At 49.1% G+C, this 16,310-nt stretch carries 12 protein-coding genes; 7 read left to right on the top strand and 5 right to left on the bottom strand.

Features of this window, described 5'->3' with window-relative positions; genetic code table 11:
• The first annotated feature begins 24 nt into the window (after nt 1-24).
• The 3 genes from FJD32_RS21320 to FJD32_RS21310 all read left to right on the top strand — a co-directional run bounded on the left by FJD32_RS21320 (nt 25) and on the right by FJD32_RS21310 (nt 4,380).
• Entirely contained in the window at nt 25-1,437 is a 1,413-nt protein-coding gene (locus FJD32_RS21320; protein ID WP_055647310.1) for an amidohydrolase, read from the top strand.
• Between the two features lie 136 nt (nt 1,438-1,573).
• A complete protein-coding gene (locus tag FJD32_RS21315) occupies nt 1,574-2,905 on the top strand; it encodes a pitrilysin family protein (RefSeq protein ID WP_037423533.1) in 1,332 nt (443 codons plus the stop codon).
• Complete coding sequence (locus FJD32_RS21310) at nt 2,902-4,380, top strand: pitrilysin family protein (protein ID WP_055647311.1); 1,479 nt, start codon at nt 2,902-2,904, stop codon at nt 4,378-4,380. Before FJD32_RS21315 ends, FJD32_RS21310 begins: the two co-directional genes overlap by 4 nt.
• A gap of 136 nt (nt 4,381-4,516) precedes the next feature.
• Here FJD32_RS21310 and FJD32_RS21305 read toward each other — a convergent pair whose 3' ends face one another.
• Nucleotides 4,517-6,544 (bottom strand): S9 family peptidase, encoded by a 2,028-nt coding sequence (locus tag FJD32_RS21305; protein ID WP_099457268.1) that lies wholly within the window; start codon nt 6,542-6,544, stop codon nt 4,517-4,519.
• A gap of 244 nt (nt 6,545-6,788) precedes the next feature.
• Between FJD32_RS21305 and FJD32_RS21300 the strand changes: the two genes are divergently transcribed.
• Nucleotides 6,789-7,343 carry a hypothetical protein gene (locus FJD32_RS21300; protein WP_099457269.1) on the top strand — a complete coding sequence of 185 codons (555 nt, stop codon included), beginning with the start codon at nt 6,789-6,791 and terminating at the stop codon, nt 7,341-7,343.
• Between the two features lie 987 nt (nt 7,344-8,330).
• Here the strand turns inward: FJD32_RS21300 and trmL are convergent.
• The gene (gene trmL / locus FJD32_RS21295) at nt 8,331-8,795 is read right to left on the bottom strand and encodes a tRNA (uridine(34)/cytosine(34)/5-carboxymethylaminomethyluridine(34)-2'-O)-methyltransferase TrmL (protein WP_099457270.1); all 465 of its coding nucleotides are present in this window, start codon (nt 8,793-8,795) and stop codon (nt 8,331-8,333) included.
• 196 nt (nt 8,796-8,991) lie between these two features.
• Between trmL and FJD32_RS21290 the strand changes: the two genes are divergently transcribed.
• Together FJD32_RS21290 and FJD32_RS21285 are read left to right on the top strand one after the other, a co-directional pair.
• A complete protein-coding gene (locus FJD32_RS21290) occupies nt 8,992-9,846 on the top strand; it encodes an EamA family transporter (protein WP_037423508.1) in 855 nt (284 codons plus the stop codon).
• On the top strand, nt 9,847-10,782 hold the full coding sequence (locus FJD32_RS21285) for a LysR family transcriptional regulator (protein ID WP_037423506.1): 936 nt from the start codon (nt 9,847-9,849) through the stop codon (nt 10,780-10,782).
• On the opposite strand, the gene FJD32_RS21280 is transcribed toward FJD32_RS21285, so the two are convergent.
• Nucleotides 10,775-11,647 (bottom strand): patatin family protein, encoded by an 873-nt coding sequence (locus FJD32_RS21280; protein ID WP_099457271.1) that lies wholly within the window; start codon nt 11,645-11,647, stop codon nt 10,775-10,777. The two genes, FJD32_RS21285 and FJD32_RS21280, sit on opposite strands and share 8 nt — an antisense overlap.
• An 80-nt stretch (nt 11,648-11,727) precedes the next feature.
• Nucleotides 11,728-12,690 carry a LysR family transcriptional regulator gene (locus FJD32_RS21275; RefSeq protein ID WP_099457272.1) on the bottom strand — a complete coding sequence of 321 codons (963 nt, stop codon included), beginning with the start codon at nt 12,688-12,690 and terminating at the stop codon, nt 11,728-11,730.
• A gap of 121 nt (nt 12,691-12,811) precedes the next feature.
• Between FJD32_RS21275 and FJD32_RS21270 the strand changes: the two genes are divergently transcribed.
• Complete coding sequence (locus tag FJD32_RS21270) at nt 12,812-14,803, top strand: ligand-gated channel protein (protein ID WP_099457273.1); 1,992 nt, start codon at nt 12,812-12,814, stop codon at nt 14,801-14,803.
• 56 nt (nt 14,804-14,859) lie between these two features.
• Here FJD32_RS21270 and FJD32_RS21265 read toward each other — a convergent pair whose 3' ends face one another.
• Nucleotides 14,860-16,242: an IS4-like element ISUnCu8 family transposase gene (locus FJD32_RS21265; protein ID WP_099458551.1), complete on the bottom strand. Its 1,383-nt coding sequence runs from the start codon at nt 16,240-16,242 to the stop codon at nt 14,860-14,862.
• Nucleotides 16,243-16,310 lie beyond the last annotated feature (68 nt).

The raw sequence follows: 16,310 nt of genomic DNA, 5'->3' as shown, positions 1-16,310 counted from the left end.
TAAAAACAACAATAGGTTATCGCTATGACTGTATCCTCGGTATCGCGCGCTTTATCAACATCTTCTGTCGCCACATCCTTTGCACCTTATGTGAGTTCATTCGGTGTGAGTACATCAAGATTCACCAAGAGCTTACTCGCCTCTGCTCTAACTTTGAGCTTGCTGGGGGCAGGGTTAAGTTCTGCCTATGCGGCGCAGCCCGATGCGGCTAAGCTGGCGGCGGGTGTGGAGCAAAAGGTGCTCGACTGGCGCCGAGATTTACACCAGCATCCAGAGCTATCTAATCGCGAGTTTCGCACCAGCAAAATTATCGAAAAGCATCTGAAATCCCTCGGATTAGAAGTACAAACGGGCATCGCCCATACCGGGGTTGTTGCTATCTTGAAAGGCGAAAAGTTAAAGGGCGGTAAGCCCGGCCCTTTGATTGCGATCCGCGCTGATATGGATGCCTTGCCCGTGACCGAAGTCGTCGATGTGCCCTTTGCCTCTAAAGCGACAGATACCTATCGCGGTCAAACCGTAGGGGTGATGCATGCCTGCGGCCACGATACCCATGTGGCCATGCTGATGGGCGTGGCCGAGAACTTAGTGAAAGTGAAGGATAGCCTTGCCGGCGATGTGATGTTTATCTTCCAGCCTGCTGAAGAAGGTGCGCCCGATGGCGAAGAGGGCGGCGCGGAATTAATGCTCAAACAAGGGCTGTTTGCCAAGCGTAAACCCGACCAAGTGTTTGGGATGCATGTGACCTCGAGTATGCCAAGCGGCATGATTGGGGTGCGCAGCGGCCCAGCAATGGCGAGTGAAGATTCCTTTACGATCAAAGTGAAAGGTCGCCAAACCCATGGCTCGCGTCCGTGGAATGGTGTCGACCCTATTGTGGCCGCGGCGCAAATTATTACCAATGTGCAAACTATTGTCAGTCGTCAGGTGGATATTACCAAAGCGCCTGCCGTGGTGAGTTTTGGCGCGGTCAATGGCGGCATTCGCTCGAATATTATTCCTGATGAAGTCGAGTTGATTGGCACCATCCGCACCTTTGACCAGCCTATGCGTGCCGATATTAAGGTGCGCTTGGCCGAAATCGCCGAATTATCGGCAAAAACCTTAGGCGCCACCGCGACAACCGAAATCCATCAAGGTTATCCCGTAGTGGTGAACAATCCTGAATTGGTCGCCAGTATGCGCCCCGTGCTTGCCAGCGTGGTCGGCGATAAGATGCTGATTGAGCCAGGATTAATCACAGGTGCCGAGGACTTTTCCTTCTATGCCCTAGAGTCTCCTGGGATGTTTTTCTTCCTTGGGGTAACGCCAAAGGGAACAGATCCTGAAACGGCGGCCAGTAACCATTCGCCCGCATTTTATGTGGATGAAAGCGCGTTAAAAGTTGGTGTTGAGGCCATGACTAAGGTTGCCCTTACGGCACTGAAGGCGCAATAAACCGCTTAAGCCTTATTCCGTCAGCTTTTCGGTATAACTTGAGCTTACAAAAAATTGGGCGGGAAGATCTTTTCGCCCTTGATTTGTTAATCAATATGCCCTCTTATGTGAATTTTTACAGCAAGGAGCGAACAAGATGAAGCGCACGCTATCGGCGCTGGTATTGGCGATGGGACTCTTTAATCCCCTAAGCCAAGCACAGGCCACCACGGCAGAAGATATTAAGAGTTTCACGCTAGATAACGGCATGAAAATCATGGTGCTAGAGGACTCTTCTATTCCCAATGCCAACATGTATCTATTTTGGAAAGTCGGTTCCCGTAACGAAGTCCCGGGGATTACCGGTATTTCACACTTTTTCGAACATATGATGTTTAATGGCTCGAAAAAATACGGCCCGAAGATGTTCGACCGCACTATGGAAGCCGCGGGCGGGGCTAACAATGCCTACACCACAGAGGATATGACGGTTTATACCGACTGGTTCCCAGCCAATGCGCTGGAAACCATGTTCGACCTTGAGGCTGACCGTATCGCCAACTTAGATATCAATCCCGCTATGGTGGAAAGCGAACGTGGCGTAGTGCAGTCGGAGCGTTCAACTGGGCTTGAAAACTCTAACTGGAATACCCTTGAAGGCGAAGTTAAAGGCGTGGCCTTTTTAGCGCATCCCTATTCTTGGTCTGTGATTGGTCATGAATCGGATATCGCCGCTTGGACCTTGGAAGATTTAGTGCAATACCATAAGACCTATTACGCGCCAAACAATGCGGTCGTGGTGATTGCGGGTGATGTGAAGCTTGCCCAAGTAAAAGCCTTGGCCGACAAGTACTTTGCGCCTATTCCTGCGCAAACACCGCCAAAGGCCGTGCGTACCGTGGAGCCTGAGCAAAAGGGTGAGCGCCGTACCTTTGTTCAAAAAGCCTCGGTCAGTACGCCTAATGTGATGCTGGCTTACCATATTCCGGCAGCGACTCACGCAGATTTTTATGCGCTGGATTTATTAAGTTCGATTTTAAGCCAAGGCAATAGCTCGCGTTTATATCAAGCGCTGGTGGATAAACAAGTGGCCTTAGAAGCGCAAACCTATATGCCGATGTCGGTCGATCCCAATCTCTTTTACGTCATGGGTGTAGCTACGCCAGAGGTGAAAGCATCGACGCTAGAGCGGGCGCTGATTGAACAAATCGATGCCATTGCGACCCATGGCGTTAGCCAGCAAGAGCTAGATAAAGTTAAAAATATCAAGTTGATGGATTTTTACCGCGCGATGGAAACCATTAATGGTAAGGCCAACACTATCGGCACCTATGAAATGTATTTTGGCAGTTACGACAAGTTATTTAATGCGCCAGAGGCCTATAACAAGGTAACGCCTGCGGATATCCAACGTGTTGCCCAAACCTATTTACGCAAATCGAATCGCACGGTCGCGGTATTGGCGGCAAACGAGGAGAACTCTCAATGAAATCGATAGCAATGAAACTCTCCTTTGTAAAATCATCCTTTGTCAAATCATCTTGGCAACCGACGAAGTTAGTGGTCGCATTGGCCCTAGGCACTAGCTTAGCCTTATCCGGCTGCGCCTCCACCACTGCATCCAAACGCGTCGATACCGGCAGCTTTGCCATGCCAAGTTACGACAAGTTAGTGCTAGATAACGGCCTTACCGTGTATTTAATGCCACAGCGCGAAGTGCCGTTAATCACCCTAAACGCGGTCGTGCGTGCCGGGGCGGTTAACGACACCACAGCAGGTATCGCTCAAATGACCGCTCAAGGTTTACTCCTTGGCGCGGCGGGTAAATCCAAGGCCGAGATTGAGCAACAAGTGGATTTTCTCGGCGCTAGCTTAGGGGCAGAAGCCGATAAAGAAGGCAGTTATCTGGCCGCCGATTTTATGGCGAAAGATACCGATGTGATGCTCGGCCTATTCAGCGCCGCGTTATTAAGCCCCGACTTTGATTCGGCCGAGTTCGATAAGCTTAAACAGCGCGCCATTGCGGGTTTACAGCAGGATAAAGAAAGCCCGCGCGCCGTGATTGGTCGCTACTTCGATAAACTGGTGTTCGGTGCTCATCCTTACGGTAATGCCTCATCGGGTAATCGCGAGTCTCTTGAGCAAGTCACAGTGTCGCAGCTGCGCGCCTTCCATAAGAGCTACTATCAGCCCACCAATACTGCATTAACTGTGGTGGGGGATTTTGATGTGGCGGCGATGAAGGCCAAGCTAACCCAGACTTTTGGCCAGTGGAAAGGCAGCGAAAAACTCGTTCAGCCCGACTTAAACCAAGGTTTACCTAAGTTAACTGAGGCCAAAGTGCTGCTGGTGGATAAGCCAGATGCGATGGAAACTACCTTTGTTATCGGTGGTTTAGGCATTAGCCGTGATAACCCTGACTATGTGGGGCTAACGGTAGTGAATACTATTTTAGGTGGTCGCTTTACCTCTTGGCTGAACGATGAGCTGCGGGTGAATGCGGGGCTAACCTATGGCGCGCGCTCCGGCTTTAGTCCTTATACCGACTCGGGCGTGTTTACCATTAGCACCTTCACTAAGACGGAAACCACTCAACAGGCGATTGATTTAGCCCTGAAAACCTATGCTCGTTTATGGGAAAAAGGCGTCGACCAAGCGACTCTGGATTCGGCTAAAGCCTATGTTAAAGGTCAGTTCCCGCCTAAGTTCGAAACCTCGGGCCAATTGGCAGGACTCTTATCTGGCATGTATCTGTACGGCTTCGATGATAAGTTTATCAATGAGTTCCAAGCTAAAGTGGACGGTTTAACCTTAGAAGAGACTCAAAGGTTAGTGAAAACTTACTTCCCGCAAAAGGACTTACAGTTTGTGCTGATCGGCAACGCCAGCAAGATTGCGCCGATAGCTGCCAAGTATGGCCAAGTACAAACCGTCGATATTAATGCGGTGGGTTTTGGTCAATAACTACTGGCGTTAGTTATTTTGCCCAATAAAAAGGTCTGCAGAGTGCAGACCTTTTGTTTTTCTGTTCTAGGTTCTAGGTTCTAGGTTCTAGGTTCTAGGTTCTAGGTTCTAGGTTCTAGGTTCTAGGTTCTAGGCGTTATTGCGCACCTGGCTTAGCGTAGTGAGCCATCCAATCTTTCACTTGGTTATACCAATAGATGGAGTTGTTAGGCTTCATAATCCAATGGTTTTCATCGGGGAAATAAATCATCCGCGATTCAACATTACGGGTTTGTAGAGTACGGAATAGCTCAAAACCTTGGCCGACAGGCACACGGTAATCGAGCTGACCATGGCTGACTAAGGTTGGGGTGTTAAAGTTGGCGGCAAAGTAATGGGGTGAAATCGCTTTATACAGCTCAGGATTATCCCAGTAGTTACCAAAGCGGGTGCTGTGGACGGCAAAGTCCGCCGACATTTGTGAATACATGTCGTATACCGCGGCATGGATCAGCAGCGCTTTAAAGGGATGTGGCTGGCCTAAAATAATCGAGGTTAAGTAGCCCCCATAACTGGCGCCGCCGGCGACCATACGATCGCTATCGATCCAGCTTTGTTGCTTAAACCAGTCTGCCGCTTTGAGTACGTCTTCGAGGGATTTGTTTTTCCAATCTGGGTTAATGGCATCGGCAAACTCTTGTCCAAAGCCGCTAGAGCCATGGAAGTTTGGCCACGCGGTAACATAACCCCAAGAGGCAAAGGTTTGCGCATTCCAGCGGTAGTGGAAACCATCGCTAATGGCGTTGTGCGGACCGCCGTGGATTAACATAAACAGCGGATACTTTTTGCTGCGGTCGAACCCGGGAGGATAGTGCACCCACATTTGAATGTCTTGGCCTTGGTAACCTTTGTAGGTGACCGACTCATAGGTGCCTAAATCGACATCCTTTAAAATATCATCGTTAAACTGTTCTAAACGCTCGGTTTTACCATTGCGAGGATTGATGCTGACTAAACGCGCTGGATACAAAAAGCTTTGATTGGTCGCAATCAACTGGCCATCTTTAGCGATAGCAGGTTGGCTAAAGTCGGTAGCTTGGGTGATGGCCTTGGCCTTACCGCTCTTGGCATCGATATGGTAAATACGGTTAGTGGCGGCATCATCAATGCTGGCATAGAACCCCTTGCTGTCGGGTGTCCAGTTGAAGTCAGACACTGAGCGATCCCAATCCGCGGTGAGCGTGGTGAGTTTGCGACTGCTTACATCCAGCAGCATTAGCCTTGCGGTATCGGCATAAAATCCGGTAATTTTTTGGCGAGTAAAGGCCAAGGTTTTACCGTTAGGACTAAAGGATGGATTGAGATCCGGCGCGGGGTTTTCTGGAGTGATGTTTTCAGCCTTGCTGCCGCCTATAGTGGCGAGGAACAAATCTAACTTAGGATCAACCCGATTATCCGAACCATAGGCGCTAAAGGCGATTAAGCTCTCATCGGGGGAGATATCATAGCTTGAACTGCTTTGGCTTGAGCGTGGCAGTTCATGGCCTAAAGGCTGAGTCACGGCTTCAACCGCGCCGCCTGTGGCTGGGATCCTAAATACATGGGCCTGACGGCGCTCATCTAACCAATGATCGAACTGCGAATAGGGCAGTGCATTCCACTGGCGGGCGGAGACTTTATTATCTTTATCTGTCTTGAGCTGGGCCTTCATTTGCTCCCAATTCTGTTCAGGAAAGATATTGCTAATAAAATACAAATGCTTGCCAACCCACTTGATGCCATTGACGCCGGTGGGAATGTCCGTGAGCTTGCTGGCTTCTCCCGGACCATCCATAGGTAGTAGGTAAATTTGGCCCGCGTCATCATCGTTACGTTCGCTGATAAAAGCCAAGGTTTTACCATCTGGCGAAAACACCGGCTCGCTGACTTTTAAGCCTTTGGCGGTAATCGCACGGTTATTTTTACCTTCACCGTCGAAGCGCCACAGTTGGGTTGAACCCTTGTCTTCCTTAAGGTCGTATTCAGTCACAGGCGCAATAATATGCTCGCCCGTGGAGGACACCACTGGGTTACCTATGCGTTTGAGTTGCCAAAGTAATTCGACTGAGAGTGGTTTGCTTGCTTCTGCAAATGCCGTGCTGAAAGGCATGAGTAAGCTAAGCAGTAAAATGCCTGCCTTCTTCACTAGATGTCTCCTTATCATTCAGAGTGTTATCGTTATTTTTCCCGTAAAACATCACAGTATAGAAACTGAGCATGAAATCAAACTGAGTCTATCGGTGGCAAGAGTGACTTTTATGTAAGTAACTGTAACCACTGAGGACATTTTGATGGCAAGGTATGTTGGGTATGGCGCAAAGTGTTATGGCGTATTTGTGGCTAAGGTGTTTTAACGCTAATGTATTGGGAGATCGAAATAGGACTTGAATATGGCGTTAATCATCCCGCAAAAACTGGGCAAGCTATTGATCAAAAATGTATTGATACTCGCCTTGGGCAGCTTGGCTATCTTTCCTGCGCAAGCCGCTAAGGTCAGTTTTAAAGCTTTTTGCCCGCAAATGGTGGGGCAGTGGCAGGGCAATGCTGCTAAGGCAAGTGACACCCCTAGACAAGTGACGGTCAATGGATTTTGTTCCCATGATCAGCGGCAGTTGATCCTCTCCGTAAGTGTAGGAACGCACGCTCCCTACAGCGAGACATGGTGGTTTAGGGAGCAAGGCGAGCAAGTGCTGTTAACCTACTACGACGGTGTCTCGCAGGAAAAGCAGCAAGTCTTTAGTTTATATCAACAAAATGGCGATTATTCCCTGCTGGGCGAGGGAGTCGTGAATGCGCGCGCCGCCTTAATCCAACTGTTATTCGAAGCTAAATCGCCCCAAGGGGCATGGCAGTGGACGCAAAATATCCAATATTTAGACGATGATATAGACCGCTATCAGCTCTTTCGTGGGATAGAAATGACGCCTGTCGCGCCATCTTATTAAGCCGACTAATTTATACCCGAACGGGCAGTTTTGAGTATGTTGTATGATCTTGGCTGGATACCCATAAAATTCACTTCTGAGCGTAGGAGTGACATTCAAAGACAAGTATTTTTAGTTAGTACTTGTTATAAATAATTTTCAGCTTTTCCTTAAGCTCTTTGGCTGGCCGACTTCTGTTGAGCACAAAAATACTAATAAGCAAACTCGGGACATACAAAAATAGAACGGCCCCTGCGAATGCGTTTTTAGCTTCAGGAGATATTGCTACGATAACTAATGTTACTGATAACAAAATACAGCACCACACCATCCTAGAGATGAACCCCTCTACAGTGCGAATGATCTTTGAACTACGTGAATAACAATACAGAGAAAAGCAAAAAATACTCAAAAGTATTAATGCCTTATCTATATTTCCTTCAATAAGACAATAAAGAATAAAACCTGGCATCAATACTGGTATGAAAGTGATTAAGATATAATTTCTCTCAAACGCTCGATTACTCAAATAATACCTCGATGGAAATTAAATCTAGCCACCCATTTTAAATCAACAACATAATGCACTTTCAGTTTGCCTACAACTTGTACGATTTAAAATGGCTTAAACAAGAACCATAAATCGCCGCATGGACAGCATAGGGGTAATAAATTGCGCTAGTTCCTTCTAAAATGGGGTATTTCAAACGAGGTATATCGTCCCATAGTGATTGGGAGTTGCTGAGATAAGACTACTTTCGGAGTGATGTAAGCCGTTGTCAGTTGCAGTGAAATTGCTGGCATATTGTCACAAAGTGTGGTCGTCGAGCCTATAGGGACAACTCTGTTAAATACAACTGCGGCGTGTTACGGGAGAAACAATGACAACTCACACCTAGTGGCAAAGGTATCTGGCTTGGTGTGAATTGAGTTAAAGCAATCTTTCTGCGTGGATGGCTGTGTGATTGGAAAATTGGCTGGTGAAGTCCAGCCTAATCCTCCTGCGTATTAAATTGCGCCTTCAAATCCGAGCTGACGCCAAGCTTCGTAGCTGATAATCGCCACGGCATTGGAGAGATTGAGGCTGCGGCTGGTGGCCGCCATGGGGATGCGTAATCGCTGCTCGGTCGGGATCGACTCGATAATCGACATAGGTAAACCGCGGGTTTCAGGGCCAAATAGCAGCACGTCATCCTTAGCAAAACTGAGTTCAGTATGCGGGCGGCTGCCCTTAGTAGTACAGGCCATAATGCGTTTGCCAGCCATGGCCTCGAGGAAGGCCTCAAAGTTTTTATGGCGAGTCACATTGGTTAAATCGGCATAGTCTAGGCCCGCGCGGCGCAGTTTTTTCTCTTCAAAATCAAATCCAAGTGGCTCAATTAGATGAAGTTGGCTGCCGTTGTTTGCGCAAAGGCGAATTATATTACCCGTGTTGGGTGCGATTTCTGGCTCATAGAGTGCGATATGGAACATGCTTGCCCGCCTATAAAAAATGACGCCCGATTATACGGCAAACAAGGCTTAAGCACAGCTCTGCGTGCGCATATCTACAGCGGCATAAACGCTAGTCCCTTTTCTTTTCTCCCTATTAACCTTATCTCAGCACTTGCCTGTTTTATTCTCTCAAAGTAATATATCTCAATATCAAGATACTTTTTAAGAAGTCATTATGCCGTTTGTGATTGCGTTACTCGCCCCAGTGTTTTGGGGGACTACCTATGCATTGGTGAGTCTTTACTTACAGGATATGTCGCCCTACTGGGTGGCGGTTTGGCGCGCGCTGCCTGCGGGCATATTGCTGTTGATGCTGCGCCCACGTTTGCCGACGCTGGCATGGTCTAAATTAAGCTTGCTGGCGTTTTGTAATATTGGCGCCTTCTTTGCGCTGCTGTTTATTGGCGCCTATCGGCTACCCGGCGCCGTCGCGGGTACGCTGGGGGCGACTTTGCCATTAATCTTTTTGATCCTCGCTTGGCTGATCGATAAAAAACGTCCGGGGATGAAGTGGTTACTGCTCGGTTTGATGGGCCTTGCAGGAGTGATTTTATTGCTTAATCCCTCGGCGGATCTCGACCCGATTGGTGTCCTGTGTATGTTGAGTGCGACGACTCTGATTGCCTTTTCTTCCCGTTGGATGCAGCGCTGGGATGTGGGCGATTTTTTAGTGCTGACCGCTTGGCAATTACTCTTGGGGGGATTGATGTTGATCCCGTTGGCTTGGTTTATGGCGGGGCCGCCACAGATACCGAATATGGATGTGGTTCCCTCGTTAATCTGGTTGGCTACCGCCAATACCGCGGTGGCTTATTGGGCTTGGCTGTGGTCAATGCGAAATTTAGGGCCAGAAATCATGGGGATGGTGGCTTTAGTCAATCCCGTGGTTGCCGTATCATTAGGCGTATTGATTGTGGGTGAAACCTTAGATATGCGGCAGTGGGCGGGGATTTTAGTGATTTTACTGTCGCTGCTGCTGATGAAGTTGCCGCAAAAATTGAGGTGGAGTCCCTTAAAAGCGAGGGGTTAAATGCTAAAACACTTAGACTTAAACTTACTGCCCGTACTAGAAATCCTCCTCGAGGAGCAGAGTGTCACGGCCGCAGCGGCACGGCTGCATTTAAGTCAGTCGGCGGTGAGTAAGCAATTGACTCGCCTGCGTGAAGTGTTTGATGACCCTTTATTCGAGCGCACCGCCTACGGGCTAAAGCCGACGCCCAAGGCGTTGTCGCTGGCGCCCGACTTACGCCAATGCTTACAGCAATTAGCGCAATTTACTCGGCCCGATAGTTTTGAGCCCGCCTTAAGCCAAAGACAATTTCGGATGCATCTGGTCGAAACGACCTATTCGCTGACGTTCCCACACTTTATGCCTTCGCTATTGGCGCAGGCGCCCGGTGTGAGCATCAATTGCCAAACCTGGCGGCTGGATACCATGGAAAGATTGATGCGCTGCGATATCGATCTCGCCATAGGTTGCCGCGAATGGGATGAACGTTCGCCCATGCATGTAAACCATATTCCGGACGATATCCATTATGTTGAATTGGTTCAGGATTACATAGTGTGTCTGATGCGCAGTGACCATCCTGCACTATCGCAGGAATGGAATCTCGATACCTTTTTAAGCTATCGCCAATTACAGGTTGCCTTTGGTGGCTTGGAATATTGGTTGTTAGACGATGTGCTGCAAATCCAAGGGCGTAAACGAGATATTGCGGTCAATATGACCGACTTCCAGAGTGCGCTTGCCCTGTGTGAGCAAAGCGATTTGATTCTCTGCGCTCCTTCCCGTTATGCCTTAGCGGTGATGAAGTCGTTTGATCTTAAGTATTTACCCTCGCCGATTAAACTGATCCCCGGTGCATATTTACTGATGTGGCATAAGCATTTCGAACACGATCTCAGCCATAAATGGTTACGGGAGCTGATTATTAACAAAGTCAGCGCTTCGCTCACTAACTGATATCTGCCCCAGTGTTTAGCCAAGCTTGCAATTTGGGCAAAATCGCCTGACCATCCGCCAGTCCTTGGTGATATACGGCGGTCACTTTATCGATATTGCGGTCAAGTCGTGAGAGATTAAGTGGTGCAGCAGGGCGGATCACAAAGGTATGGCCGCTGGCAACACTTTGGGCGAGTTCATCGAGGGAGTGGTTATAACGTTGGTGGCGTACTTTGAGCGCAGCGGCCACTGCTGGATATGTTTGATAACGCTTGCGAGCTAACCAATTGAACTTCATCGGCGATTTTCGATAGTTTGCGTCCTGAGTCAGGATCACCACCTGCCGCTTATAGCCCTCTTGCTGCGCCTTCGCTACCGGAATGGGCGCGGCGATACCGCCATCGAGGTAGGTTTGGTGGTTTATCCGATAGGGATTGGCCATAAAAGGCAGGCTAGAGGAGGCGATCAGCACGTCGAGCAATTTGTCGTGCTCCTGAAAATCGGCCATGCCAAAGTAATCGGTTTGTCCTGTCTGGCAATTAAATGCCCCGACCTTAAACTCGGTTCCACTGGTTAAAAAGGTTTTAAAATCAAAAGGCAGTAGCTCATAGGCCATGCGCTTATAGGTAAAATCGGTATTGACGTAATTACCCGTGGCCAACCAGTGGCGTAGCCCCATGTAGCGCTTATCCCGCAGATATTGCTGCTGAATTTTTAAATTGCGGCCAAATTGGCGTGAAACATAAGAAGCGGGATAAATCGCCCCCGCCGATACACCTATCACATAGGGGAAGTGCAATTGTTGCTGCAAAAAGGCATCTAACACGCCGGCGGTATAAATTGCCCTCAGGCCGCCGCCCTCTAACACTAAGGCCACATCTTGCATTGCGTTACTACTGCTTAATCAAATCGATAAAACAGCATACCCTAACTCACCTGATAAATGAAACGCATGCCTACGAGTACTTAGGCGGGGATGGCTAATCTCGGCGTGCGCTCGCTGGCGCTGGGTTGAGTCAGTAATGCTGGGCTCTGGCTAAAATCCATCTGGCTAAAATAATGGCTGAGCGCAGTGATGGCTTCTTTCACCTTGGCGGGCTGTTTATCCCGCGCCGAGGTCACGCTATAAACGCTGTAGGTGCGTAGCGACCATTCGGGTAAAAGTGTTACCAGTTGGCCAGATGCAAGGTATTGATGCACCTCGGGCTCTGGCAATACGGCATAGCCCAATCCATCGAGAGTGAGTTGGATAAGCGTCTGCATATTATTGACGTTGATGCGCTGGGCTGAGAGTTCGACTCGCTCTTGAGTCTGTAAATGGGTTAAGAACTCGGGTTTAGCATAGCTATGGCTAATACGGTTGAATCCTTGTAAGTCGTCAGGGTGTTGCAGGCTCTGATGCTGGGGAATATAGCTCGGAGCCACACACAGCAACATGCGCCAATCCGCCAAGGGGCGAGCGATAAGGTTTGAATCCGACAGCGGGCCGATGCAAATTGCCAGATCGATTCCTTCATTAACTATATCAATTGGGCCGTCCTGCAATTGCAGATTGAGGCTGATCTGCGGATGAGCCGCCAACAGGTGCGCTAATGGCAGGCTGAGTAAACCACCACCAAAACCGACTGGCGCGGCGATTTTAAGCTCCCCCGAGGGAGTGCCCTTTAATGCATGCAGCTGATGTTCAGTACTTTCTACTATTTTTATGATTTTAATGCAGTTTTCATAAAATAACGTGCCCGCCTCTGTGAGTGTCAGGTGGCGGGTATTACGGTGAAACAGACTAATTCCCATATCCATTTCAAGCTTTGCGACTTGTTGGCTCACCGCCGATGAACTCAGATTAAGCTGTGTTGCCGCAGCGCTCATCGAGCCTTTTTCCGCGATGGCGGCAAACACGATCATGCCCTTGACCATATTTCTATTCATTCTTAAGCAACTCTTACAAGTGATTACTCAAAGTCTAACTTGAGCCGATTGTAACATAGGGATACATTGGCGTATTGAAAATTATTATCATTTACAGACGGTCAAGGGAGATTTGTTGGTTATGTTGTTACGTCGTAAAAAGATCCTCGCACAGCTAGTTTCTGCCGCATTATTGCTACCAGCCACTCAGGCTTTGGCGGATGCCGTACTCGATCAAGACAAGATGATGGAAAGAATTGTCGTCACCGCATCGGGCTTTGAGCAGCAAGTGCGTGACGCGCCGGCATCGATTAGCGTGATTACCCGTGAGGATCTCGATACTCGTTTTTACCGTGATTTAACCGACGCAATGTTAGAGGTGCCTGGCGTGGTGGTGACTGGTGGTGCCGACCGTCGGGACATTAGTCTGCGGGGCATGGGCAGCCAATACACGCTGATCCTCGTCGATGGTAAGCGTCAGTCTTCCCGCGAGACACGCACCAACAGCGATGGTCCTGGTGTTGAAGGCGCTTGGACACCGCCGCTCGCCGCAATCGATAGGATTGAAATTGTCCGCGGCCCCATGTCATCGCTTTATGGCTCTGACGCCATTGGTGGGGTGATCAACATCATTACCCGTAAAGTGCCCAATGAGTGGCAGGGGGAACTGCGCCTCGACACCACGCTGCAGGAAAAGTCGGCCTCGGGCAATGTGTATCAGGGCAACTTTTTTGTGAACGGTGGCTTGATTAAAGATCTGCTCGGCGTGCAGTTATACGGCCAATATACCCAGCGTGAAGAAGATAATATCTACGGTGGTTACCGAGGCCGTGATGCGGATAATCTCACCGCCAGATTTGCCCTTACGCCGAATCAAGACCATGACATCATGTTGGAAGTCGGTATCGCCAACCAAGAGTTGGATAGCACCTTAGGGAAAACCGTTGCGCCATTAGCGCCGGGGGCCAGTTGTGGCCGCAGTGGTTGCCCTGCATCGTCGACAACCGAGTATGAAAACAGCACGATTTCGCTATCTCACACCGGACGTTGGGACTTTGGCACCTCGGATACTTATATCAAGCACGAAGTGTACGATAACAAGTCCCGCAAGATGAAAATCAAGAATACCGATGCTCAAACCAGTGTGATCGCCACCCTAGGTGAAAGCCATACCGCCACCTTTGGTGCTGCTTTCAATTATCAAGATCTCACCGATGAAACTGGCAATCAGGTCAGTGACTTAACCGATATTAGTCGCCGTCAATGGTCGGTGTTCTCAGAGGATGAATGGCGTATTGTCGATAATTTTGCCTTAACCTTGGGCCTGCGTTTAGACGATGATGAAAACTTTGGTGACCACCTTAGTCCACGGATTTATGGTGTTTGGGGGCTGACCGAGCACACTACCTTAAAAGGCGGTGTGTCGACGGGCTTTAGGGCACCGAGCCTAAGGCAAACCGTGCCAGATTGGGGGCAGGTGAGCCGAGGCGGCAATATGTATGGTAATCCGGATTTACAACCCGAAACCTCAGTAAACTATGAGCTAGGGATTTACACCGACCTTACCGATTCCATCACCACCAGTGCTGGCGTGTTCTATAACGAGTTTGAGGACAAGATCACCCGTGTCGCTTGCCCTGCGACTCAATGTACTGATGGGCCGAATCAGTTTGGTTCCGACCCAACCACCTATGTGAATATCGATGAGGCAGTCACCCAAGGGGTTGAGCTGAGTATCGACTATAAAATCCTCAGCAACTTGGCGCTCACGGGTAACTACACTTATACCGATTCGGAGCAAAAAACGGGCGCTTACAAAGGGAGTCCATTGAACCAGCTACCTAAACATCTGGTGCAATTGTCGGTTAACTATGAGCCGATAGATAAGTTAAGCACTTGGCTGCGGGTTAACTATCGTGGTGAAGAGAGCCAACCAACCACAGGGCCTTCCTCAAGCAGTTTGATTGCGCCGTCCTATACGCTGTTAGATTTGGGTGCGAACTATCGCGTTAACGACAGCATTAAGTTCAGCGCAGGTATCTATAACGCCTTCGATAAAGAGATTACTCAAGATGAGTACGGCTATATTGAAGATGGTCGCCGTTACTGGTTAGGTATGACCTATAGTTTTTAACCGCGCTTAAAATTAGTCGCTTAATACAAAAAGCCAGCTTTTAGCCTGTCTCTTGATCACAAGTCTTCGTGATTGAGAGACATGGCCAATTCGTAACCCTCAAGGATGGTTTGTAACCTAAACCATCCTTCCCACAATACCTCTACACAAGCTCGACCTGTCCGCTTGGTATCTTTCCAACCCCCTAATCTGGCCAGACGCTCGTACGCCCACTGCATATCGGGTGCCTGTTGAGGTAACGGACGTCCCTCCATTTTCAGCCAAAGTAATTTCCACGCTTTCTGACCCAATAGCGTTTCACAACATTGTGCTGCCACTTCCGCTTTGGATACCTTCATAAAGCGAAGCTGGAGTAAGCGTGTGGCGATAAAAGCCAGTATCACACTCATACGCTCCAGATTCTCACGGCACTGCATTCTCAGCTCTTCCACCGCGGTGCCACTGCTTTTCCATACCTTGTGGTAATCTTCAATCAACCAACGGCGCTCGTAATAGCCGACAACCTCCAGTGCCTCCTTCGAGCATGTGATAGGTTCGGAGGTGAGTAAGTGCCATGCCAGTTTTTCTTCACGATGACTTTGCTCTACGACACTGACGTAATACAGAGGGATGTCTGCCTGAGTGCGTTTGTTGGCTGGAGCTTTAAGGGTCACTCGGGCATATCTCATTTCCAGCGTCACCGCCCGGGCTTTCCTTCCGCCTTTCTGAGGAATGAGGAGAGATTTCGTCGCTGCAAGCGGTAATGTGTTCGAGTAGTCATAGAGTTTGTGTGCATGCTCTTGAATGCATCGACTCTGCATCGAGCGGACGACAAAGCGCTGTTGGTGCTGGGTTTTATAGGTCAGATATTCAAACAAATCAGCCTCACGGTCACAGACGGAAATCACCTTGTTGATATGCTCGCCTAAACGGGCAGACATATTGGCGGAGGCTTGTTCCCATTTGTAGCTCTCTTTTTCCTCGTAAGGGCGAGTAGCATGTTGGCGGCGTTGCCCGCGCTTAGTGATATCCCGCGTCCAACGCTGTTGCTCAATCAGCCCAACGACTTGCTGGCTTTGCGGTGAAAACAGCAAGATTGAATGCGCCAGAATGGCACGGTTTTTATCCCCTTGATTGGTATGACCTAACTCCTCCCTGACACTGTCATGCTTGTAAGTCAGCGAGGTGGTATCCTCTAGTGCTAACAAGATGTCATGCTCTCGAGCTTGCTGCGCGGTGGCTTGAAAACCCGCTTCAGCAATATCACTGGCTTGAATATTCTCATTGCGGATAAATCGGTAGGCCCCTTCCATCTCAGCGGGGGATAAGGGAAGTCTGGACACGGCAACTCCGGGTTGTTGGGTAATAGAGGTAGCCAGTGAAACAAGTCTTTGTGTACGTCTTGGGTCGTTGAGGTTTGCGTGCCCAAATTGACATTGCGCCCACTGCTCTGGATCCATCATCTTCATCATAATCGCCTCGAATATTTAGCCCTAGACGATCTGATCACAATGCGGGGAATGAGTTC

Origin of the sequence: Shewanella sp. LC6 (genome assembly GCF_006385735.2) — a bacterium.
In the GTDB taxonomy this organism is placed as follows: domain Bacteria; phylum Pseudomonadota; class Gammaproteobacteria; order Enterobacterales; family Shewanellaceae; genus Shewanella; species Shewanella xiamenensis.
This window is presented reverse-complemented; position numbering and strand designations above follow the sequence as displayed.